Annotated in this window: 19 protein-coding genes; 15 read left to right on the forward strand and 4 right to left on the reverse strand. The window is 40.6% G+C overall.

Annotated features, from left to right (window positions below):
• Window positions 1-278: 278 nt before the first annotated feature.
• The 4 genes from QPX86_RS08220 to suhB form a co-directional block, all read right to left on the reverse strand.
• Window positions 279-944, reverse strand: a complete 666-nt coding sequence (locus QPX86_RS08220; protein ID WP_220755111.1) for an AAA family ATPase — start codon at window positions 942-944, stop codon at window positions 279-281.
• 155 nt (window positions 945-1,099) lie between these two features.
• Window positions 1,100-1,402, reverse strand: coding sequence for a PilZ domain-containing protein (locus QPX86_RS08225; protein WP_220755112.1), 303 nt, complete (start codon window positions 1,400-1,402; stop codon window positions 1,100-1,102).
• A gap of 157 nt (window positions 1,403-1,559) precedes the next feature.
• On the reverse strand, window positions 1,560-1,970 hold the full coding sequence (locus QPX86_RS08230; RefSeq protein WP_220755113.1) for a phosphate-starvation-inducible protein PsiE: 411 nt from the start codon (window positions 1,968-1,970) through the stop codon (window positions 1,560-1,562).
• Window positions 1,971-2,174: 204 nt separating this feature from the next.
• Window positions 2,175-2,978, reverse strand: a complete 804-nt coding sequence (suhB, locus tag QPX86_RS08235; RefSeq protein ID WP_220755114.1) for an inositol-1-monophosphatase — start codon at window positions 2,976-2,978, stop codon at window positions 2,175-2,177.
• A gap of 151 nt (window positions 2,979-3,129) precedes the next feature.
• On the opposite strand from suhB, the gene trmJ reads away from it, so the two are divergent.
• The 15 genes from trmJ (at window position 3,130) to QPX86_RS08310 (ending at window position 21,044) form a co-directional block, all read left to right on the forward strand.
• Window positions 3,130-3,873 (forward strand): tRNA (cytosine(32)/uridine(32)-2'-O)-methyltransferase TrmJ, encoded by a 744-nt coding sequence (gene trmJ, locus QPX86_RS08240; protein ID WP_285164894.1) that lies wholly within the window; start codon window positions 3,130-3,132, stop codon window positions 3,871-3,873.
• 69 nt (window positions 3,874-3,942) lie between these two features.
• A complete protein-coding gene (gene cysE, locus QPX86_RS08245; protein WP_220755116.1) occupies window positions 3,943-4,764 on the forward strand; it encodes a serine O-acetyltransferase in 822 nt (273 codons plus the stop codon).
• A gap of 312 nt (window positions 4,765-5,076) precedes the next feature.
• Entirely contained in the window at window positions 5,077-5,538 is a 462-nt protein-coding gene (gene iscR / locus QPX86_RS08250) for a Fe-S cluster assembly transcriptional regulator IscR (protein ID WP_220755117.1), read from the forward strand.
• A 78-nt stretch (window positions 5,539-5,616) separates the two neighbouring features.
• Window positions 5,617-6,831, forward strand: coding sequence for an IscS subfamily cysteine desulfurase (locus QPX86_RS08255; protein ID WP_220755118.1), 1,215 nt, complete (start codon window positions 5,617-5,619; stop codon window positions 6,829-6,831).
• 39 nt (window positions 6,832-6,870) lie between these two features.
• Window positions 6,871-7,254, forward strand: a complete 384-nt coding sequence (gene iscU / locus QPX86_RS08260) for a Fe-S cluster assembly scaffold IscU (RefSeq protein ID WP_102526360.1) — start codon at window positions 6,871-6,873, stop codon at window positions 7,252-7,254.
• Window positions 7,255-7,267: 13 nt separating this feature from the next.
• Window positions 7,268-7,591, forward strand: a complete 324-nt coding sequence (gene iscA, locus QPX86_RS08265) for an iron-sulfur cluster assembly protein IscA (RefSeq protein WP_102526361.1) — start codon at window positions 7,268-7,270, stop codon at window positions 7,589-7,591.
• Window positions 7,592-7,639: 48 nt separating this feature from the next.
• Window positions 7,640-8,164 (forward strand): co-chaperone HscB, encoded by a 525-nt coding sequence (hscB, locus tag QPX86_RS08270; protein WP_220755119.1) that lies wholly within the window; start codon window positions 7,640-7,642, stop codon window positions 8,162-8,164.
• Window positions 8,165-8,240: 76 nt separating this feature from the next.
• Window positions 8,241-10,103, forward strand: coding sequence for a Fe-S protein assembly chaperone HscA (gene hscA, locus QPX86_RS08275; protein WP_285164895.1), 1,863 nt, complete (start codon window positions 8,241-8,243; stop codon window positions 10,101-10,103).
• 8 nt (window positions 10,104-10,111) lie between these two features.
• Complete coding sequence (gene fdx, locus QPX86_RS08280; RefSeq protein ID WP_102526364.1) at window positions 10,112-10,450, forward strand: ISC system 2Fe-2S type ferredoxin; 339 nt, start codon at window positions 10,112-10,114, stop codon at window positions 10,448-10,450.
• 330 nt (window positions 10,451-10,780) lie between these two features.
• Entirely contained in the window at window positions 10,781-11,461 is a 681-nt protein-coding gene (locus tag QPX86_RS08285; RefSeq protein WP_285164896.1) for a response regulator transcription factor, read from the forward strand.
• Window positions 11,458-12,855: an ATP-binding protein gene (locus QPX86_RS08290; protein WP_285164897.1), complete on the forward strand. Its 1,398-nt coding sequence runs from the start codon at window positions 11,458-11,460 to the stop codon at window positions 12,853-12,855. The genes QPX86_RS08285 and QPX86_RS08290 overlap by 4 nt, the downstream gene beginning before the upstream one ends.
• 168 nt (window positions 12,856-13,023) lie before the next feature.
• A complete protein-coding gene (locus QPX86_RS08295; protein ID WP_285164898.1) occupies window positions 13,024-16,059 on the forward strand; it encodes an Lcl domain-containing protein in 3,036 nt (1,011 codons plus the stop codon).
• 297 nt (window positions 16,060-16,356) lie between these two features.
• Window positions 16,357-17,010: a TetR/AcrR family transcriptional regulator gene (locus QPX86_RS08300; RefSeq protein WP_285164899.1), complete on the forward strand. Its 654-nt coding sequence runs from the start codon at window positions 16,357-16,359 to the stop codon at window positions 17,008-17,010.
• Window positions 17,011-17,227: 217 nt separating this feature from the next.
• Window positions 17,228-17,659, forward strand: coding sequence for a nucleoside-diphosphate kinase (gene ndk / locus QPX86_RS08305; RefSeq protein WP_102526368.1), 432 nt, complete (start codon window positions 17,228-17,230; stop codon window positions 17,657-17,659).
• Between the two features lie 754 nt (window positions 17,660-18,413).
• The gene (locus QPX86_RS08310) at window positions 18,414-21,044 is read left to right on the forward strand and encodes a TonB-dependent receptor (protein WP_285164900.1); all 2,631 of its coding nucleotides are present in this window, start codon (window positions 18,414-18,416) and stop codon (window positions 21,042-21,044) included.
• Window positions 21,045-21,147: the final 103 nt, after the last annotated feature.

Raw genomic sequence — 21,147 nt, forward strand, 5'->3', positions numbered from 1 at the left:
GCCTATTGATTCAAACTTAAGTTATGTCAGCAGAAAGTAAATTAGTGCAATATAAAGTGCTTAAACGATCTTGGCGCAGCAAACTTAAATGAGCAACGGTTTTTGTGTGATAAGTTAGCAAAGATCACATTTTGTATCTGCACTAGCAATACACTGACATTTGTTTTTAGATAATCAACCCTGATGAAACAGGGTCTGGTGGTAATTAGTAATTAATAATTGCTTATGCGTCAAATTAAGCATTAATATAATCTTTAACCCCAAAATGAATTACAAGATTAAAACTCAAAGTTGTTATCAGGTGGGATGGCAAATAATTCTTCTGCAATGGCGCTAATTTCTTGTGCGGCTTTGCCTTCAGGATCGATCTCTAACACAGACGAGCCACTTTCTTCGCTGTCATCGTAAATATTGCGGTTAAAGGTCACCGCATTTAGTGCTGTAAGTCCAAATGATTTAACAACATCTTTAGCTTCTAGAATACGCTTGAACTGAGAGGGAAGTGCAGGGCACTGACTGATGACGACAGTTGCCACCATTTTAGGGTTAACCATTTTACAGGTACTGAGCATGTCTTCCATGTGAGGTAAGGTTTTTAAGTCTCGACGTTTTGGCCTTAGCGGTATGACGACATAAGTCGCCACTGACATGGCTGCACGCATTGCTAGATTATCTTGACCACCACAATCGACAATGACGTAGTCAAAGCGTTCGCCCAAGCTTAATAAATCATTACGGATTTTACCGTAAAGCTGAATACAATTAATTGGCTTTAAGTCAGTTTGGGTGTTGCGGGCTTGGATCCAATCTGATGTTGTGCGCTGAGGGTCACAATCAACCATTAATACATTAGCTTTAAAAGTATCGGTAACATATACAGCAAGGTTTTGAGCTAAACAACTCTTGCCGCTGCCGCCTTTTTCTCCACCTACCAGTATTATCATAGCGCTACCTTATTTGATGAGATATCTATCGCCCTAAATTAATCATAGTAGAAAATAACTCATTAAATCAGAAGTATTGAAATCAGCGGCAATAAAAATTTTTATATTAATAATCCAATTTGTAATTGGTTATCTCAGACATTACCGGTGAATTATCAAAGTAATTGCAATGCAATGTGAAAGCTTTGCGGATTTGCTTGTGTGCAGCGGCATACTTGACCTTTAATAGTATTTTGTTTTTCTGTATTTTGATTAAAGGTGATAGCGATTAAATCTCCAAGTTCGAAAGCGCTTTTGTAATCAATGAGTATCCCTTTGCGTGCTAAGTCAATACAAACACCGTAATCTTCATTAGGCTCGCCGGCACTATCAATCCAATGTAATAGAATGCGCTCAGCTTCCATATCCACTCTTAATGAGTTTCGTTTTTCTTCAAATCCTGTGGGTTCATTAGACATTGCCGCGTCACTCCGTGTTGGCTTTTGTTAATGCACATTGTTTATGTACATTGTTTATGCACTTAATTAATACTAATCAACATCCATAAAAAAAGCGATAAGTTAGTTACTTATCGCTTTAATTATCAATATTTGATTGGTGCTGAGAGGTTACTGATTAATGATCTAAATCTTTATTCTTCGGGTATGGCAGTTTGAGTTGACCCCAGCGTATAACAATAACGGTGCAGGCAAGTACAATGGTGGAAATCGAAATAGCCAAAATACGCCAGTCATCCATACCTTTCATATCCAGAATTAAATAACGGGCTAGGGCCACAATGGCGATATAAATCGGCATGCGGATTGGTAATTTACCTGACTCTAGATAGTTAACCACCATAGCTAATACTTCGAGATAGATGAATAGTAAGAGTAAATCTGCCAGCTCGACTGTTCTAATTTCGAACATGTGGAGGATTTCTTCGCCGATAGCAAACACGGTCGCAACGGAAATAATAAATAAAACGACGTGTTCAACGCTTTTTAGGCTCTTGATGCCTATTTGACGAAGGATAGGGAGCGGCATAATGATGTTATCTCTTGTTATAAATCTAATTGATAATTCAGTATATTCTGCTAGGAGCCAGTTTGCTGAGTGATCCAGATCAAAAAAGATAAATTTATATGATTTATACAATAAGCCATTGATAAATCGCAGACATAAAAAAACCGCCAATAACAATTAAGTCTGGCGGTTTTATGTTCTAACGGTATGTTGTTAGAAAAGTGATTAGCGTTTTAAGCCTTCATTCAATAAAGGACGCATGATCTTAACAAGCTCTGAAGTCACCTTAGGCGAACCAGCAACAACGTTACCAGATGCTAGGTAATTATGGTTACCAGTGAAGTCAGTCACGGTACCGCCAGCTTCACGACAGATTAAATCACCTGCTGCAATGTCCCATGGCTTAAGACCAATTTCGAAGAAACCGTCTAAACGACCAGCTGCTACATAAGCTAAATCTAACGCGGCAGAACCTGCACGTCGAATATCAGCACATACTGGGAATACTTCACCAAGAATGTTCATGTAGGTTTCAGTGTGTTGACGAGACTTGAACGGGAAACCAGTACCTATCATGGTATTAGCTAGTTCATTTACACCTGTTACACGTAGGCGGAAGTCGTTAACTTTAGCGCCTTGGCCACGTACTGCAGAGAATAATTCTTCGCGAACAGGATCGTAAATAACGGCAACTTCAATTTTGCCTTTATATTGAACTGCGATAGATACTGCGAAATGAGGGATACCACGAACGAAGTTGTTGGTACCATCCAAAGGATCAACTATCCATACATAATCTTTATTAGAACCACGGTTTTCACCGTCTTCTTCGCCAACAATCGTGTGGTCTGGGTAAGACTTGCGAATTTGGTATGTGATGGTAGCTTCTGCTTCCTTGTCTACACTTGTTACAAAGTCATTTAGACCTTTTGAATCAACTTCAACTTTGTCGAGTTCAGTATAGGCGCGCATAATAGTTTGGCCCGCAGCGCGTGCAGCGCGCGTGGCAATAGTCAGCATCGGATGCATAGCAATCCCCTGGATGTTAAAGAACGAATAAATCAGCCGCGTAATTATACGCATTTTGACAGGTTTATCAAATGCAGATTTTCATATAAGGAATTAATTGCTGCTTGTGTTACTATCCGCAAATAGTTTTTTAGACAATTAAAGTAGTTTCATGCTGAGTAATATACGCGTTGTTTTAGTTGGGACATCTCATCCCGGAAATATCGGCTCTACTGCTAGAGCCATGAAAACCATGGGCTTATCAAATCTGTACCTTGCAGAACCAAGAGTTGAGCCTGATGGTCAATCAATCGCACTTGCAGCAGGTGCCGCCGACTTGATTAGAGACGTCACCATTGTTGATTCATTATCTGAGGCCATTGAAGGTTGCAGCCTAGTTATTGCAACAAGTGCACGTAGCAGAACCTTAGATTGGCCAATGCTTGTTCCAAAAGAGGCGGGCGAAAAATTAGCACTTGAGAGTCTAAAAGGGCCTGTTGCTATTGTATTTGGTCGTGAAAACCACGGTTTAAGTAATGAAGAGCTGCAAGAGTGTACTTATCATGTTGCTATCCCAGCCAATCCTGAATATAGCTCACTTAATTTAGCTCAGGCAGTGCAAATCATTTGTTATGAAACCCGCATGGCACATTTAGCGTTGGATGAAAAAGCAACTTTTGAAGAGGAATACCCACTATCAGAAGACTTACAACGCTTTTATGTTCATCTTGAGTCGACATTGACTAAAACCAATTTCATTATTAAAAATCATCCAGGTCAGATTATGACTAAGCTGAAACGTTTATTCAGTCGTGCCAGAGTTGAGACGGCTGAAATGAATATTCTGCGCGGTATTTTAACCTCGATAGATAAAAAAATGCCGCAAGAAGATAGCAGCAAAGACAAAGAGTCATAAACTGTTGTTAGTGTCATTTGTATAACGAAGTAAGTAAGACATTCGAAGTTGTAAAAGAAGGACTGTGACATGGGCGTGATAGCGCGATTGAAGGAAGATATTGAATCTATTTATCACCGCGACCCAGCGGCAAATAGTAGTTTCGAGATTTTAGTAAACTATCCAGGCATGCATGCGATTTGGATTCACCGCATTAGCAATAAGCTTTGGAATGCTAAATGGCATTTGCTAGCACGATGTTTATCTACCTTCTCACGTTGGTTCACTGGTATTGAAATCCACCCTGGCGCAACCATTGGACGTCGATTTTTTATCGACCATGGTATGGGGGTTGTTATTGGTGAAACTGCCGAGATAGGCGATGACTGTACGCTTTATCATGGCGTTACATTAGGTGGCACCACTTGGCAAGCAGGCAAACGTCACCCAACGCTTGAGAACAATGTTGTTGTTGGCGCAGGCGCTCAAATTCTTGGACCAATTACAATGCATGACGGGGCAAGAGTGGGTTCTAATTCGGTTGTGGTTAAAGATGTTGCCAAAGAAACAACGGTTGTGGGTATTCCTGCTCGCGTTGTGGCAAAACCTTCCGAGCAATCGAAAGAGCAAACTGAGCGCCGCAGTGCTATGGCTAAGAAGTACGGCTTTGATGCATATGCAGTATCGCCAGATAATCCTGATCCTGTAGCAAGTGCCATTGGTCAGATGTTGGATCACATGCACTTAATGGACTCAAAAGTACAAGAGATTTGCCAAGCAGTACAAACCATGGGCGGCGAAGTCTGCACTGAAAAGTTACCTGAACTCAATGTTGATAACTTTACAGAAGCAGAGCAAGCAGCTGCTGAGAAGCGAATTCAAGAAATTGATAAGTTCGATCCAATTATTTAAGCATTAGCCTTGAAAATGACTTAGTCGATACCCATTTAAAGGTATCGACTTTTTTATTTCTAAGTGGTCGGGTTTTCACAGTAATCAATTTTTTTTGACATACTGCAGTTTTATCACATATTCGGTCAATTATTAGCTCTCTAGCATTGAATCTTGCGGTATAAAAAGGTTAAATACCCCTGCAATTTTTAAGACCTAAATTGTTAGACGCGAACGAGATATAATACTTGAGTGATTTAGTAGGTTAAATACTTGACTAATTTACTCGGGTATGGTGAAATTGCCCTATAGTATATGGGAGCAAATAACGTTATGAAACTGACATCAAAAGGTCGCTACGCAGTGACAGCTATGCTGGACGTTGCTATTCACTCAGCCACCGGGCCAGTTCCCTTAGCGGATATCTCTGAAAGACAGGGAATATCGCTTTCCTATCTTGAGCAACTCTTCGCTAAGCTTCGTAAACATGGTCTTGTATCTAGTGTTCGTGGCCCTGGAGGCGGTTATCGTCTTGGGCAAGAAGCGAACGATATCTCTGTTGGCATGGTCGTGCATGCTGTAGATGAGTCAGTTGATGCGACTCGTTGTCAGGGAAAAGGGAATTGCCAAAGTGGCTCCCGTTGTCTCACCCATTCTTTATGGGGAGATTTAAGTAAACAGATTTCAGAATTTTTAGATGGCATTACGCTTGCTGGATTAATGCATAAACGAGATGTTCAATTTATCTCTTTAAAGCAAGATGAAATGCAGAATGAGCACAGAGTTACTTTGTAGTTTTGTGTTGATGTATCGATAACAATATATGTACGTTGTAAGTGGTCACACAGATGACTACTCAGTACGGAGTGTATGATGAAGCTTCCTATCTATTTAGATTATGCCGCAACAACCCCTGTCGACAAACGTGTTGCCGACAAAATGGTCCAATTTATGACAATGGACGGTGTGTTTGGTAACCCTGCATCACGTTCTCACCGCTACGGTTGGCAAGCCGAAGAAGCAGTTGATATTGCTCGTAATCAAGTGGCTGATTTAATCAATGCCGATCACCGTGAAATTGTTTTCACATCTGGTGCGACTGAATCAAGTAACCTTGCTATTAAAGGTATTGCGCATTTCTATAACAAGAAAGGCAAGCATGTCATCACCAGTAAGACAGAACATAAAGCAACACTTGATGCTTGTCGCCAGTTAGAGCGCGAAGGCTTTGAAGTGACTTACCTTGAACCAGGTGACAATGGACTTATCCCATTATCAGTGATTGAAGGTGCAATGCGTGATGACACAATTTTAGTGAGCATCATGCATGTGAATAATGAAATTGGTGTTATTCAAGACATCAATGCAATTGGTGAATTATGTCGCTCAAAAGGTATTTTCTTCCACATGGATGCTGCACAAAGTGCAGGTAAATTACCGATTGATGTGAAAACGACTAAAGTAGATTTGATTTCAATCTCTGGCCATAAAATGTATGGACCAAAAGGGATTGGTGCATTATACGTGCGTCGTAAACCACGCATTCGTTTAGAGTCTCAAATGCATGGTGGCGGTCATGAGCGTGGAATGCGTAGTGGCACATTAGCTACCCACCAAATCGTTGGCTTAGGTGAAGCAGCAGCTATCGCTAAGCAAGATATGATTGAAGATAATGCGCGCATACTTCGTCTACGTGACAAGCTATGGGCTGGCATTAAGCATATCGAAGAAACCTATATCAATGGCGATATGGAACAACGCTACTGCGGTATCTTTAATGTGAGCTTCAACTTTGTTGAAGGTGAGTCATTAATGATGGCGCTAAAAGATTTAGCCGTATCTTCTGGTTCAGCTTGTACCTCTGCAAGTTTAGAACCTAGCTATGTACTACGTGCATTAGGCTTGAATGATGAAATGGCACACAGCTCAATCCGCTTCTCAATTGGTCGTTTTACCACTGATGAAGATATCGAGCATGCAATTAAAGTAATTGATGACTCTATCGGTAAGTTACGTGAAATGTCTCCACTTTGGGAGATGTTTAAAGATGGTATCGATCTGGACCAAGTTCAGTGGGCACATCACTAATACATTATTATCGATAGCGATAAACGGAGCAGAATTGTTATGGCTTACAGCGAAAAAGTAATCGAACATTATGAAAATCCACGCAACGTGGGTTCATTTGATAAGAATGATCCTTCAGTGGTAACAGGTATGGTTGGCGCACCAGCATGTGGTGACGTGATGAAGCTTCAACTAAAAATCGGCGAAGACGGTATCATTGAAGATGCTAAATTCAAAACTTACGGTTGTGGTAGCGCAATCGCTTCTAGCTCGCTGGTAACAGAGTGGGTTAAAGGCAAAAGTGTTGATGAAGCAGCAACGATTAAGAATGCTGACATTGCTGAAGAACTTGCATTACCGCCTGTTAAAATCCATTGCTCTATTCTAGCCGAAGACGCTATTAAAGCAGCATTAGATGAGTACAAATCAAAGCAAGACAAGTAATACCGGAGTTAAGATGGCAATAACAATGACCCCAGCTGCGGCTGAACGAGTGAAATCTTTCCTAGTTAATCGAGGAAAAGGCTTGGGTTTACGCCTAGGGTTAAGAACATCTGGCTGTTCTGGTATGGCTTACGTGCTTGAGTTTGTTGATGAAGCTAACGATGATGATGATGTTTTTGAGATTGAAGGCGTTAACATCATTATCGATGCTAAAAGTTTTATCTATCTTCAAGGCATTGAATTAGATTTTGTTAAAGAAGGCCTAAACGAAGGTTTCCAATTTAACAATCCTAATGCCAAAGGTGAATGTGGTTGTGGTGAAAGCTTTACTGTGTAGCAGTAGAGCCTCACTCTAATTTACCAACATAGAGCATGATATCTGCCAATGAATTACTTTGAATTATTTCAAATAACACCTTCCTTTGATATCGACACCGCTAACCTTGCAGAGCGCTATCGCGAACTGCAAAGGGCGGTTCATCCCGATAAATTTGCTAACGAGTCTGAACAGCAAAAATTGCTGTCTGTGCAACGTACAGCGCAGGTTAATGACGGTTATCAAACGCTAAAAAATCCATTAAGACGTGCAGAGCACATGCTGAGTTTACGTGGCATTGATATAAGCCATGAAACCACTACAGTCAAAGATACCGCTTTTTTGATGCAGCAAATGGAATGGCGTGAATCCCTAGAAGATATCAAAGATAGTCAACAAGCTGATGAATCAATTGATGATTTGTACCAATCGTTTGCTGACTTTGAAAAGACACTTTCGCAATTACTTGCCCAATTATTAGTAACCAACACAGATGAAGATAATTTATCTGCAGCGGATCAAATAAGAAAGCTAAAATTTATGGCAAAATTGCAGGATGAACTCGCAAGAATTGAAGATTCACTACTAGATTAACAATTTGCTCTGTTACTGTAACAGGGCTTTTTATTATCTTTTGAATGATTCTTGATTACTAAACAATTGGAATACTATGGCCCTTTTTCAAATCGCTGAGCCCGGTCAAAGCGCTGCGCCACATCAGCACCGCCTAGCTGTGGGCATCGACCTAGGTACAACAAATTCATTAGTTGCGGCTGTGAGAAGTGGTGAAGCACTGACTTTACCTGATAGTGACAACCAGCATTCGCTACCTTCGGTTGTGCATTACGGGGACGGCATTATCGAAACTGGCGTAGCAGCTCAAATTCACTCTGCCAAAGATCCTAAAAATACCATAGTTTCAGTGAAACGTTTTATGGGGCGAAGCCTTGCCGATATTCAAGCTGGTGAGCATCAACTGCCATACGATTTAACAGCCAGTGACAATGGTCTTCCTATTTTTAATACGGCTAATGGTGCTGTTAATCCTGTTCAAGTATCTGCAGAAATTCTTAAACCGCTTATTAGCCGTGCTGAAAAAACCTTAGGTGGTGATTTAGAAGGTGTGGTAATTACTGTACCTGCTTACTTTGATGACGCACAGCGTCAAGGCACTAAAGATGCTGCTGAGTTATTGGGCGTTAAAGTATTACGTTTATTAAACGAACCTACTGCTGCAGCTATTGCATATGGTTTAGATACTAAGCAAGAAGGTGTTATTGCTATTTATGATTTAGGTGGCGGGACTTTTGATATCTCAATCCTTCGTCTTAATCGTGGCGTATTTGAAGTCTTAGCAACTGGCGGCGACTCTGCGCTAGGCGGCGATGATTTTGACCACCTTTTACAAGCGCATTTACAGCAAGCTTTAGGGCTTAATGACCTTTCTGCCTCTTTATCGCGTCAGTTATTAATTGAGTCGTGTCGAGTCAAAGAGCAATTAACCAATACTGATACTTGTGTTGCGTCTGTCACTCTAGATAATGGCGATACGGTAAATACTGAAGTTTCAAAAGCTGAGTTTGAGTCATTAATCGGCTCACTGGTTAAAAAGACCATTGCAAGTTGTCGCCGCACTTTACGTGATGCAGATGTCACTGCTGATGAAGTTATTGAAACTGTCATGGTTGGCGGCTCTACTCGTGTACCGTTAGTACGTGAGCAAGTTGAGAGCTTTTTCAAAAAAGCACCACTGACGTCTATTGACCCAGATCGCGTTGTTGCCATTGGCGCTGCGATTCAAGCCGATATTTTAGTGGGCAATAAGCCAGAATCAGATTTATTATTACTGGATGTGATCCCGCTTTCCCTTGGTATCGAAACCATGGGGGGGTTAATTGAAAAAGTCGTTACGCGTAATACCACCATTCCTGTTGCCAGAGCACAAGAGTTCACCACATTTAAAGACGGCCAAACGGCTATGGCTTTTCATGTTGTACAAGGTGAACGTGAGCTAGTAGATGATTGTCGCTCATTAGCGCGTTTTACCTTAAATGGTATTCCTGCATTAGCTGCAGGCGCAGCGCATATTCGGGTGACTTTCCAAGTGGATGCTGATGGCTTGTTGAGTGTTACAGCGATGGAAAAATCAACTGAAGTTAAAACCACGATTCAAGTTAAGCCTTCATTTGGTTTATCTGATACCGAAATCGCGACTATGCTAAAAGACTCAATGAAACATGCGAAAGATGATATCACTCGTCGAATGTTAGCTGAGCAACAAGTTGAAGCTTCAAGAGTGGTAGAAACCTTGAGCGCAGCATTAGCCAAAGATGCCGATTTACTTAATCCTCAAGAGCAAGCTGAGATTAATACCGCCATTGAACAGTTACAATTAACTGCTCAGGGTGAAGATACCGACGCTATTGAAAAAGCGATTGAAGCATTAGATGCACAAACTCAAGAGTTTGCTAATCGTCGTATGGACAATTCAATTCGAGCAGCGCTGAAAGGTCAGTCTGTCGATAATATATAGGTGATGAAATGCCACAGTTAGTTTTTTTACCACATGAAGAGCTGTGTCCAGATGGAGCAGTTGTTGAAGCCGAAGTTGGCGAAACCATTTTAGATGTTGCATTAAAAAATGGCATCCACATTGAACACGCCTGTGAAAAGTCGAATGCATGTACTACATGCCATTGTATTGTTCGTGAAGGCTTTGACCAACTAGAAGAAAGCGATGAGTTAGAAGATGATATGCTTGATAAAGCATGGGGTTTAGAGCCTGAGAGTCGTCTATCTTGCCAAGCTAAAGTGGTTGATTGTGACTTAGTGATTGATATCCCCAAGTATACTGTCAACATGGTGTCTGAAGGACATTAGGCTAGATTCTAACTTAGAATATGAAAGGGCAATAACAGCAATGTTATTGCCCTTTTTTGTTTATTCATATTTGTGTAGTTCTGCTTCTTAATAGTAAAGGGGCATGTGTGTTTTAGCCGTTCGTCATAAAGCCATTTATCCCAAATTAGCAGTTTTGAGCAAGAGATTGGCTTTATTGAATTGACATCCAAAAGTATTGACAAGTAACAAGATTAATTTGAATGTTAATCTTCTGCTCATGTTATCTTTAGTATGATTATGTCATAGAGTTCGCCATATAGATTTTACTGAGTTTATTGTCCAAGCATTTAATTTTTAAAGTGGGGTTATATGAGATTATTGTTGGTCGAAGATTCTGAAGCATTACGTCGACCGGTGGTTAAAGCCTTAAAAGCATCTGGATTTGCAGTTGATGCCACAGGTGATGGACAAGAAGGTTTATGGATGGCATTAGAGCATGATTATGATGTCATCATTCTTGATATAATGTTGCCAGGCTTGGATGGCCGTGAAGTGCTTAAAAAACTACGTGAGGCAAACAATGAAACCCCAGTGTTGTTCTTAACTGCAAAAGATTCTATTGAAGATAGGGTAGCTGGACTGCGTTTAGGTGCGGATGACTATTTAGTTAAATCTTTTGCAATTGAAGAATTGATTGCTCGCGTCGAAGCATTAGCTCGACGTAAATATCAACACCGTTCGCCGAAACTTGTGGTTGCGGATCTTGTATTGGATAGGTCTGCCAAAACGGTAAAACGTGCAGAACAAGCCATCGCTTTACCTTCTCAGTTGTATGCATTACTAGAGTTGTTGATGTTGCACACTGATAGCGTTATTTCCCGTACTCAAATAGAACATCATATTTATGATGAACAAGTATCCCCAACGAGTAATGTTGTCGATACTGCAATATGTGCATTAAGAAAAGCCATTAGCGTATCTACATCAAGTGCACCGCTTATTCATACTCGAAGAGGTATGGGTTATATGATTAGCCCGAAAAAACCATGAAGAGTATTCGCAGTAAACTTTTAATATGGCTAGTACCAAGCTTTGTGATTATTGCCATATTAGCGGGTTCATTATTGTATTTTTCTGAACAGCGCAGATTAAATGCCAGTCTTAATAATGAGCTAAATGAATTTTCTCGGATCATGAAGTTAACGTTGATGAGACCAACACCTCGTTTCGGCGCTGTAGTTATAGAACAAGGCTTTGCTTCAAGCACCAAATTAAAACTCAACGATGTGGAAAGTGGTTACTATCTGCAAACTTGGGGCCTCAACGGTCAAACTCTGAGTAAATCAATTAGCTTAGGTAGTGAACAACTTCATCTCTCCGAAGAGCTAGTTGCAACGAACAATGTTGATGGGATTCAGTTCAATAGCCAATTAAGCTCCGGTGCTGATATCCGTGTTCACTCATTTACGCTAAAAGGTGGACCAAGACGACCTGCTATCAATGTTTCTGTGGCGATTAACCGAGAAGATATTAATCAGAGATTATCTGCGTTTGCTTTTCAATTATTGTTAGGCGGGCTGTTTTTCTGCAGTTTATTATCAGCGATTCTTATTGTTGTAATTAAAAGAGCATTAATTCCTATTCATGACTTGTCAGAGCAAGTGGCTAATGTCGAAGCGGGGTCATTACACAATCGATTAGTTGAAGTTGATGTGCCTGCTGAAATTACGCCGCTGGTGGCAAGATTAAATCAATTACTTGCTAGGTTAGAGCAAAGTTTTGCAAGAGAACGTCAGTTTAATAACGACTTAGCCCATGAGTTACGCACACCACTAGCGGCGATGCGCACCACAAGTGAAGTAGCGCTAAAGTGGCCTGAGCAATCCTCAACAGAAGATTTCCATTATATTGCTGAATCTTCAGCGCAATTGCAACAGACCATCGATGGTTTACTTTCATTAGCCAGAGTTGAAAACTCACGTGCTGAAGTTTTGTTAGAACAAGTGAACTTAGCGAGCCTTGTTGGAGAATGTATCTCGTTACACACTAATCAAATTAACCAACGCAACATGACAATTATTCAGCTTATTGATGATGGTTATTGTGTCCTGAGCGATCCTCGGCTTTTAAGGATGATTATTTCGAACTTAATCAGTAATGCGGTGGAATATGCCCCAGAGAATAGTGAAATCACAATCGACAGTGAAAGTAGATATTCCGTTATACGAGTCGTGAATGATGCACCTAATCTCAACCGAGATGATTTGAATACTATGTTTGATAGATTGTGGCGTAAAGATCTGTCTCGAACAGGAACTAAGCATGTAGGGTTAGGGCTTTCAATAGCACAAAGTGCAACACAAGCATTGTCACTTGAACTCATTGCTGAACTACATGGACAACAGTTATATATGAATCTCAAATATCCTATAGAAGCTAAGTAAACACAAAATTGTTATAAAGTTATTAGTAAAATCTAACTTAACCTTCAGTTATTTAATGATAAACATCTCTTTGCGTTATAAACCTTAAATCAATTTTATTTGCTCATCTTCCGCTCATCTTTGTCAGTTTATGATACAAAAAAGTTAACAACATATTGGAGCGGTATTGTGATAACCAAACTAAAAATTAAAAGCACACTTCGTATTCTCTGTTCTTTGATATTCATTTTTTTCTTAGCAAGCTGTGGTGGTAGCGATGACTCCAATTCCAGTAGTGATGAAACTGAAATAGGAGGCGACCCTGGTGAAGGAAATACGGGTGATGAAGATTCGGGGGAAGACGGTTCAGGTGGAGAAGATAATGAAGATGGTGGTGGCGATGGTGGTGAAGGTGGGAATGACGGTGGTTCTGGTGAGGCGCCAGTGCAAAATTTCAATCTTGGCATGGCTGCGCTCAATGACACCGGGATTGGTTTTGGGTCGGACTATGACAGAAACGGCACTGATTGCAGTGTGAGTATTACGGCAAGTGATAATGTAACGAATTTAGCGCAAGACTGCAGCCAAGGACGAAGTGCTGTTACTGACTCAGGGCAAAATGGTGCTAATGGGTTTGATTTCACTCGTATAAATGCAGATGGCTCTGAATATACTGGCAGTGGCAACTATACATCTTCCCCTTGGGCCTGCGTTCGAGATAATCGCACAGGATTAATGTGGGAAGTTAAAACTCGAGACGGTGGTATTCGTGATGCGAGCAATACTTATCGCTGGGGCGGGTTAACTGCACGAGAAAGGGAAGGGATTGAACGAAAAGGTGATTACTATGATGACTGGAATGGGTTAATCATCACAACCAATGAAGAAAACCTTTGTGGTTACAGTGACTGGCGAGTACCGAGTAACAGCCATTTAATGTCAATTGCGCACTTTGGTGCCTCAAGTCGTGCGACAAAAATAGATACCGATTACTTTCCGAATACTGTAAGTGAATTCTATTGGAGTGCGTTACCTTACAGTGGCGAGCATGGTGAGTTCTATGCTTGGGCTTTTCAATATGTATTTGGGAATAATAAAAATATTCAACGTTATCAATCTGCTGCAATACGTTTAGTTAGAGTGATTGATCCCGTTTCAACTGAAGCCAATATACAAGAAACGCCAGATGAGCGTTATGTGGTACATGATGATGGCACCGTAACAGATTCGGCTACAGGATTAATGTGGGCTCAATGTGTTGCCGGTCTTGATGGGCTGCAGTGTGATAACGGAACTGCTGATGCGATGGATTGGGGGGATGCGTTAGCGTTTGCGCAGAATCATGATTTGGCTGGCTACAGTGATTGGCGTTTACCGAACAATAAAGAGTTATTTTCGCTGGTTGATTTCACAACCGTTTCACCTGCGATTAATTTAAATGTATTTCCCGCCACAGCCCAAGAATACACTTGGAGCTCATCACCTATGATTGAGTTTTCACAGGACTCTTGGTTTATTAATTTCAAAACAGGGTTAAATTGGTTTAAGGGCCGCAGCGATGCAATGTTAGTGAGAGTCGTACGTTCTGGCATTGACGATTTACAGCTTTCAGAAGTTGATGTTCAAGAAGGAGAGGCCATCATAAGTGATGATGGTTTAGGTACGATATCTGGCAGCATGGAACCTGTTGATGTTCACGCTCAAGTGCTAATTAATGAACAAGGCTTAACGGGCGACCCAACTGTAGGCCGCGATTTACCTAACATCAATGATGCCAAAGCCCAATTAGGTAAAGCATTATTTTACTCTAAACGCTTAAGTGGCGAATACGATACTGCATGTGCATCTTGTCACCACCCGGTGCTTGGTGGTGGTGATAATCTATCTTGGCCAGTGGGATATGATGCGGTAGATGTTTTTCATGATTTTAACCCCAATTTGCTTGGATCAGGCCGTTATTTTAATGGCAGTGATGCAGGTGAGCTAGAAGGCTATCCTGTTATTGGTCGTAATGCGCCAACCATATTTAATCTGGGGTTGTTAGATAGGGGCTTATTTTGGGACTCCAGAATAGAAAGTGTTAATAATACGCCAGGTGCTCGCGGCACTGATGGCGGTATTATTACCCCAGATTCAACTAGTTCTACCACTGCTGATAACAACATTCCTTCGGGGGCATCGCTTGCCAATGCTCAGTCGCGTTTTCCAACCATTACTCACAATGAAATGCGCGGTGATGAGCCTTTAGGCTCAAGCAATCAAGCGTATCGCGATATGCTCGCTGAACGTTTTGAAGGAGATGCTGAATGGGAGGCATTATTTATTGATGCCTATGGCAATAACACTATTACGTTTGATTTAATTGCCGAAGCACTAGCCGCTTTTGAGGAGTCGATGATTTTTGCTGATAATCCATGGAAAGAATACCTCGCAGCTTTGCGTGGTGAATCTAATAAAGACATTGATACATTGAGTTTTAATCAAAAAGTCGGAGCGGTGTTATTTATGACCGCGGGTGATGAAGGCGGCGCAGCCTGTAGCCAGTGTCATTCAGGTGACAACTTTACCGATGGTGAATTTCATGCCATTGGTTTAGGTCAGGTTGGCCCAGGTAATGGTGATGACAACCAGTTTGTCACTGGTAGTGATTTTGGGCGTCAGAATGTGACGGGTGATATAGGAGATGCATATCATTTTCGCACTTCGCCTTTGCTTAACATTGCTGTGACAGGGCCTTATATGCACAACGGCGCGTTATCGACATTGACTCAAGTGATGGATGTGTATGGCAATCCTGGTGGTGCGATGAATAACTTACTCGGCATCAGTACAATTCTTAATGCTAATGCTTCATTTAATGAAATAGGTAATGCTGAGTACTGTGAGCTAACTTCGATAGTTGATATCATGAGTAAGTATGGTGAAAGTTGTGAGCAGGTTTATAACAACATGAATCCTTATGCGTTCGACAATACCCGCTTTTTATTTAGGCAGAGTTTTGATGAGACAACATCTAATTCTCCTGCGCCAGAAATCGATATTAACATCGATCAATCTAATACCGTTGTTGAGTTCATGGATGCGCTAACTGATCCTTGTGTGACCGATAGAACGTGCTTACAACCATGGATTTATGATGCTAGTAATTGGCAGCTGCACCCTGACTACAACAGCAACCCAAGTTGGATCCTCATTGGTGAAGATAAAAATGGTGAACAGCTATAGTTAGTTAGCAGCTTTAGTTAACTGCTGCTGGTAGGCCAATTTGGGCTAGCTCTGTTTAGCAAACACCAAGCAATTGACGTTGAGTTGATTGAGTCTACGTGAAAAGCAACGGCACTCAGCCGTTGCTTTTTATTTCGTCACTTGATTTTATAGCGTCAAATTGCGATATAAATAATGGCCACACAAAGTGAATTATCACTTTTAGGCTTTGAATTAACCTTGAGTTAGAGTTTGCCTACAATAAATTGTATGATGCGATGAGTTATTCTCACTTATTGATTTTGAATGGAATAGTCAATGTCAGCACCTGATTTACGTCCGAAACAAAAACGCAGTCAAGAAACCCATGATAAGTTCCTAGTGTCGTTACAAAACGCCCTTAAAGTTAAATATTTTGAGCACATCAGCATTAAAGAATTAGCTGAAGGTGCAGGGGTGTCCGTAGGTACTTTTTACCGTCGTTTTGAAAACAAAGAAGCGTTATTGCCGCTGCTTTACGATGCGTTTGGGAAGGAACTAGGACAATGGATTGATCAAATGGAGTCCGCAGAATGTCATACGCTTGAGCAGCAAGTGACTTTGTTGTGTCGTTCAACCAACGATTTTCTTGATGCTAGAAAAAGCGTTTTTAGGACTATTCATTTAAATGCACGGCTTCATTCAGATACTATGTTTGCTAACCCCACTCTAGATAGAAATGAAGCCTATAGCCGTTTATCAAATTTGTTATTAAAGTTTTCTCCCGACAACAATGATTCGATTCAAGTTGACCTTAAAAAGCAGCAAGCTGCCGACATGGCGATATACATGTTGATTAACAGTTTACTTGATAAGATTCTATACCCTAGTTTAACGCCTGCAATAGCATGCTCAATGGATCAAGAAACCTTCGTAACAGAACTCCCCCAAATGCTGCTTAACTACTTACTGCCGAGTTTTGCGAGCCAGTAATGTACAGTGCTTTATTGGTTTGAACTATGGCTAAACAGAGTCGTTTAAATGTGAGTTCTTTATTGCTGAGCAGCTTGAGGTTTATCACAAATTGAGTAGAACCTAAGTCACATGGTTACATTTTGATTATGTGATGCCATTAGGCCTATGCATGTTGACGTAAATTTCGTATAATCCGCGCGAATTTAAAAACCCTATATCAAGAAGGAAGCTTTTCATGGCTATCGAACGTACTTTTTCTATCATTAAGCCTGATGCTGTTGCAAAAAACCACATTGGCGCTATCTACAACCGTTTTGAAACTGCTGGCCTGAAAATCATCGCTTCTAAAATGGTTCACCTAAGCAAAGAACAAGCTGAAGGCTTCTACGCTGAGCACAGCGAACGTCCTTTCTTTGGTGCTTTAGTTGCATTCATGACTTCTGGTCCTATCATGGTTCAAACGCTTGAAGGCGAAAACGCTGTTCTAGCTCACCGTGAGATCTTAGGTGCTACTAACCCAGCTGAAGCAGCTGAAGGTACAATCCGTGCAGATTTTGCTGAAAGCATCGACGAAAATGCTGCTCATGGTTCTGATTCTGTAGCATCTGCAGAACGTGAAGTTGCATACTTCTTCAGTGCTGAAGAGTTATGTGCTCGCACTCGTTAATTCTTACTGAATTACGCAAAAAAGGAGCCTAATGGCTCCTTTTTTTGTGCCTAAAAATTGCTGATAGCTCTTCTTGCTTCTATTCCAACCCCTGCTCGGAACTTATAGCCGTTTTATCGATTGATTTTTCTTTGTGTTTCCAATCGAAACCGAGACTTTCTTATTTTCATATATGTGAATAAGTATTCCTTTTTTATTTGCTAAAAATTCAATTGTTGCAATTACCTTCGAATCAGATTGAGTTATTACTCTTTTCAAACCTGGCTGAATGTCGGTTATTTGTTAAATAATAAACAGGCTCAACTTCTAATTATTAATTTTATTGTGATTTAAAAATTATTTTTTAATAAAAAGCTGTTACTTAGGTTAAGATTTTGTTAACTCTAGGTCTTTTCTTGGATCTATTATTTAACCTAAAGCATAATTGAATTAACTTATTTGGTTAATATTTGATCTTATTTAATGTTATTAATAACCATTGGTTAACAAAAGTTATCATTATATTTAACCGCCAAAAGATGTATTTTTATAAGTCTTTGTTTTTATTTGTTTTCATTTGTTTTAACATTGTTTTAACACGTGTCAAAATTAAGTCTGTATCAACACTCCTGCACTTGGTTATTAATTTGTAATAGATGTTGACTAATGTGATTTTATTTAACAATAATGCTCTAGGTTAATTAAATGTTTAACCTAAAAAATAAAAAATATAACGTTATGGCTTTATATGTGGCATAGCGAAGGGAGTATTATAATGAGTTCAGTATCTTTAACAGCTAAGGCAATCCGCCGTGGCTTTTTGACAATAGCAGCAACAACTGTCGCAACAGGTTCAGTATTTTCAGGAAGTGTTATCGCTGAAGAAGCACAAGCTGAGAAAGTAGAAAGAATTGCGGTAACGGGTTCACGTATTAAGCGTACCGACATGGAAACTGCCAGCCCAGTAAGCGTAATTGATGCTTCGGCTATCATCGCTTCAGGCGCAACCTCTATTGATGACGTACTACAGAAGATGACTTCTTCTGGTGGTGCTATGACTAACGCAGCTGTGAACAACGGTTCTGGCGGTAATGCTCGTGTTAACTTACGTGGTCTAGGTTCAAACCGTACTCTAGTTCTTGTTAACGGTCGTCGTATGATTGCATCAGGTACAGGTGCAGCATCTTCAGTTGATTTAAACACTATCCCAGTTTCTATGATCCAACGTGTTGAAGTACTTAAAGATGGCGCATCAGCTGTTTACGGTACTGACGCTATCGCTGGTGTTGTAAACGTAATCTTAAAGCGTGATTTCGATGGTTTTGAACTAAACGTTCAAACTGGTATGTCTGGTCAAGGTGACGCAGATGAAACTAGCCTAGATTTCACTGTTGGTAACACATTCGATAAAGGTAATGTTGTTATTAACGCTCAGTACACTAAGCGTGGTGATGCAAGTCAAGCAGATCGTGACTTCTCTGAATGTCCAATTGCTGAAGGTGATGACGGCCTATATTGTGCCGGTTCTTCATACTCAGAAGGTGGTCATATTTGGGGCGCAAATGGTGCTGATTTAAGTGGTCGTGGTGGTGAATACCATGAGTTCACTGATGCAGACCGTTATAACTACTCAGCTTCTAGCTTTCTATCTACTCCAATGGAGCGTTTGAATTTAAGCATGGCTGGTACTTATGAGCTATCTGATTCAATCATGTTCTTCTCTGAAGCAATGTACTCTAAGCGTTGGTCTGACCAACAAATGGCGCCACAACCAATTTGGAACAGTGAGTCTTGGGAATATCAACCAATATCAGCTGGCGGTTGGATGACTGATGATCTATTACCATGGGTAGAAGATGGCGAACTTGTAGACTACGGCCGCCGTATGGTTGAATCTGGTTCTCGTGACTTCTCTCAAGTTGTTGATACTATTCGTTTAGTTGTTGGCCTCGAAGGTGAGTTCGATAATGGTTGGACTTGGGATGCTTCTTACAACAAAGGTAAGAATGACTCAGTTGACACACTAGCTAACTTACACAACATTGGTTCTATCAACGATGCTGTTCAAGCTGAAGAGTTTGACCCATTCCTTCAATCATCTTGGATGGGTGATAGTATTGCTCCATTCGTCTACACAGAAGTTAATGCTGGTGGTAGTGAGTTAGATATCGCTGCACTAACACTTTCTGGTGACATCGTTGATTTACCAGCGGGTACTATGGGCTTTGCTGCAGGTTACGAATTCCGTAAAGAGTCTGCTTACTTCACTCCAGACTCATTAACTGCACAAGGTCTTGCAAATGACCCTCGTGTAGAAGCTACATCAGGTTCATTTGATGTTAGCGAATTTTATGCTGAATTAGCTATTCCTTTATTGAGTGACTTACCTTTAGCACAACAAGTTGATATGAGCGCTGCAGTTCGCTATTTCGATTACAGCACATTTGGTGACGACAGTACTTGGAAACTTGGTTTAACTTGGCGTTTATTTGATGACTTAATGGTTCGTGGTGTTCAATCAACTGCTTTTCGTGCTCCTACTGTAGATGAGCTTTACGGTGGTAAGTCTCCATCATTCGACCAAATTGTTCACCCTGCTACAGACCAAACTCAAGCAGAAGTAACAGTAGGTGGTAACCCGTTACTAACACCTGAAGAAGCAGATATCACAACTATCGGTTTAGTATATTCTCCAAGTTTTGTTGATGGTCTATCACTAACTGTTGATTACTACGATATTGGCATTACAAATACAATTACATCTGTAGATTCAAACTACATTGCGAATCAGTGTCTAGATGCAAATGGCAACAAGATCAATGAAGGTACTGCACTATGTCAGGCATCTAACATTGAAATCGACGGTACTGGTCGTATTAGCTTCGAAAATGGTTTACAAAACATTGGTGAAACTAACACATCTGGCTTCGACATCAACGTTGCTTATACTTTCGAAGGTTTAGGCCTAGATTGGAAAGCGGGTCTTGATACTTCGATTCTTGATACATATGAAGAATTCGACCAAGATGGTAATGCAATTGATTATAAAGGTTACATCACTGGTGGTGTAGGTGCATACGCTGAGTTAAAAACTAACTTTAACTTAACTGCAGCTGGTGACGATTGGTCTGCTACATACGAAGCACGTTACATCGATGGTATGGATTCATTTGCTTGTAAGGATGATCCAAGCGATTGTTACGCACCTTCAGTTGACTCAATTGTTTACCACGATATCTCAGCTTCTTACGATATCAACGAAACAGTTAGATTGTCTGGTGGTGTGAACAACGTATTAGATGAAGAGCCTCCTTACTACACAGGTAACAACGATTCAAATACCGATCCGTACACTTATGATGTGTTAGGTCGTTACTTCTTCGTTCGTGCTAGCGTGAAGTTCTAATAGAGAAAACTTAACCTTTTAAGTCTTCTAGTTTATGAAGCCCCAGTCGAAATATCGGCTGGGGCTTTTTGTTTGTTAAACAAAATAATTGATTAACTTTTTA

Source organism: Shewanella goraebulensis (genome assembly GCF_030252245.1).
GTDB lineage: Bacteria > Pseudomonadota > Gammaproteobacteria > Enterobacterales > Shewanellaceae > Shewanella > Shewanella goraebulensis.

Coding starts and splice junctions, on each gene's coding strand:
- ndk (WP_102526368.1), top strand. CDS start 17,228: ATGGCTATCGAACGTACTTTTTCTATCATTAAGCCTGATGCTGTTGCA.
- fdx (WP_102526364.1), top strand. CDS start 10,112: ATGCCACAGTTAGTTTTTTTACCACATGAAGAGCTGTGTCCAGATGGA.
- suhB (WP_220755114.1), bottom strand. CDS start 2,978: ATGCATCCGATGCTGACTATTGCCACGCGCGCTGCACGCGCTGCGGGC.
- QPX86_RS08300 (WP_285164899.1), top strand. CDS start 16,357: ATGTCAGCACCTGATTTACGTCCGAAACAAAAACGCAGTCAAGAAACC.
- QPX86_RS08290 (WP_285164897.1), top strand. CDS start 11,458: ATGAAGAGTATTCGCAGTAAACTTTTAATATGGCTAGTACCAAGCTTT.
- QPX86_RS08255 (WP_220755118.1), top strand. CDS start 5,617: ATGAAGCTTCCTATCTATTTAGATTATGCCGCAACAACCCCTGTCGAC.
- QPX86_RS08225 (WP_220755112.1), bottom strand. CDS start 1,402: ATGTCTAATGAACCCACAGGATTTGAAGAAAAACGAAACTCATTAAGA.
- trmJ (WP_285164894.1), top strand. CDS start 3,130: ATGCTGAGTAATATACGCGTTGTTTTAGTTGGGACATCTCATCCCGGA.
- QPX86_RS08285 (WP_285164896.1), top strand. CDS start 10,781: ATGAGATTATTGTTGGTCGAAGATTCTGAAGCATTACGTCGACCGGTG.
- QPX86_RS08230 (WP_220755113.1), bottom strand. CDS start 1,970: ATGCCGCTCCCTATCCTTCGTCAAATAGGCATCAAGAGCCTAAAAAGC.
- QPX86_RS08220 (WP_220755111.1), bottom strand. CDS start 944: ATGATAATACTGGTAGGTGGAGAAAAAGGCGGCAGCGGCAAGAGTTGT.
- QPX86_RS08310 (WP_285164900.1), top strand. CDS start 18,414: ATGAGTTCAGTATCTTTAACAGCTAAGGCAATCCGCCGTGGCTTTTTG.
- hscA (WP_285164895.1), top strand. CDS start 8,241: ATGGCCCTTTTTCAAATCGCTGAGCCCGGTCAAAGCGCTGCGCCACAT.
- iscU (WP_102526360.1), top strand. CDS start 6,871: ATGGCTTACAGCGAAAAAGTAATCGAACATTATGAAAATCCACGCAAC.
- iscA (WP_102526361.1), top strand. CDS start 7,268: ATGGCAATAACAATGACCCCAGCTGCGGCTGAACGAGTGAAATCTTTC.
- hscB (WP_220755119.1), top strand. CDS start 7,640: ATGAATTACTTTGAATTATTTCAAATAACACCTTCCTTTGATATCGAC.
- cysE (WP_220755116.1), top strand. CDS start 3,943: ATGGGCGTGATAGCGCGATTGAAGGAAGATATTGAATCTATTTATCAC.
- iscR (WP_220755117.1), top strand. CDS start 5,077: ATGAAACTGACATCAAAAGGTCGCTACGCAGTGACAGCTATGCTGGAC.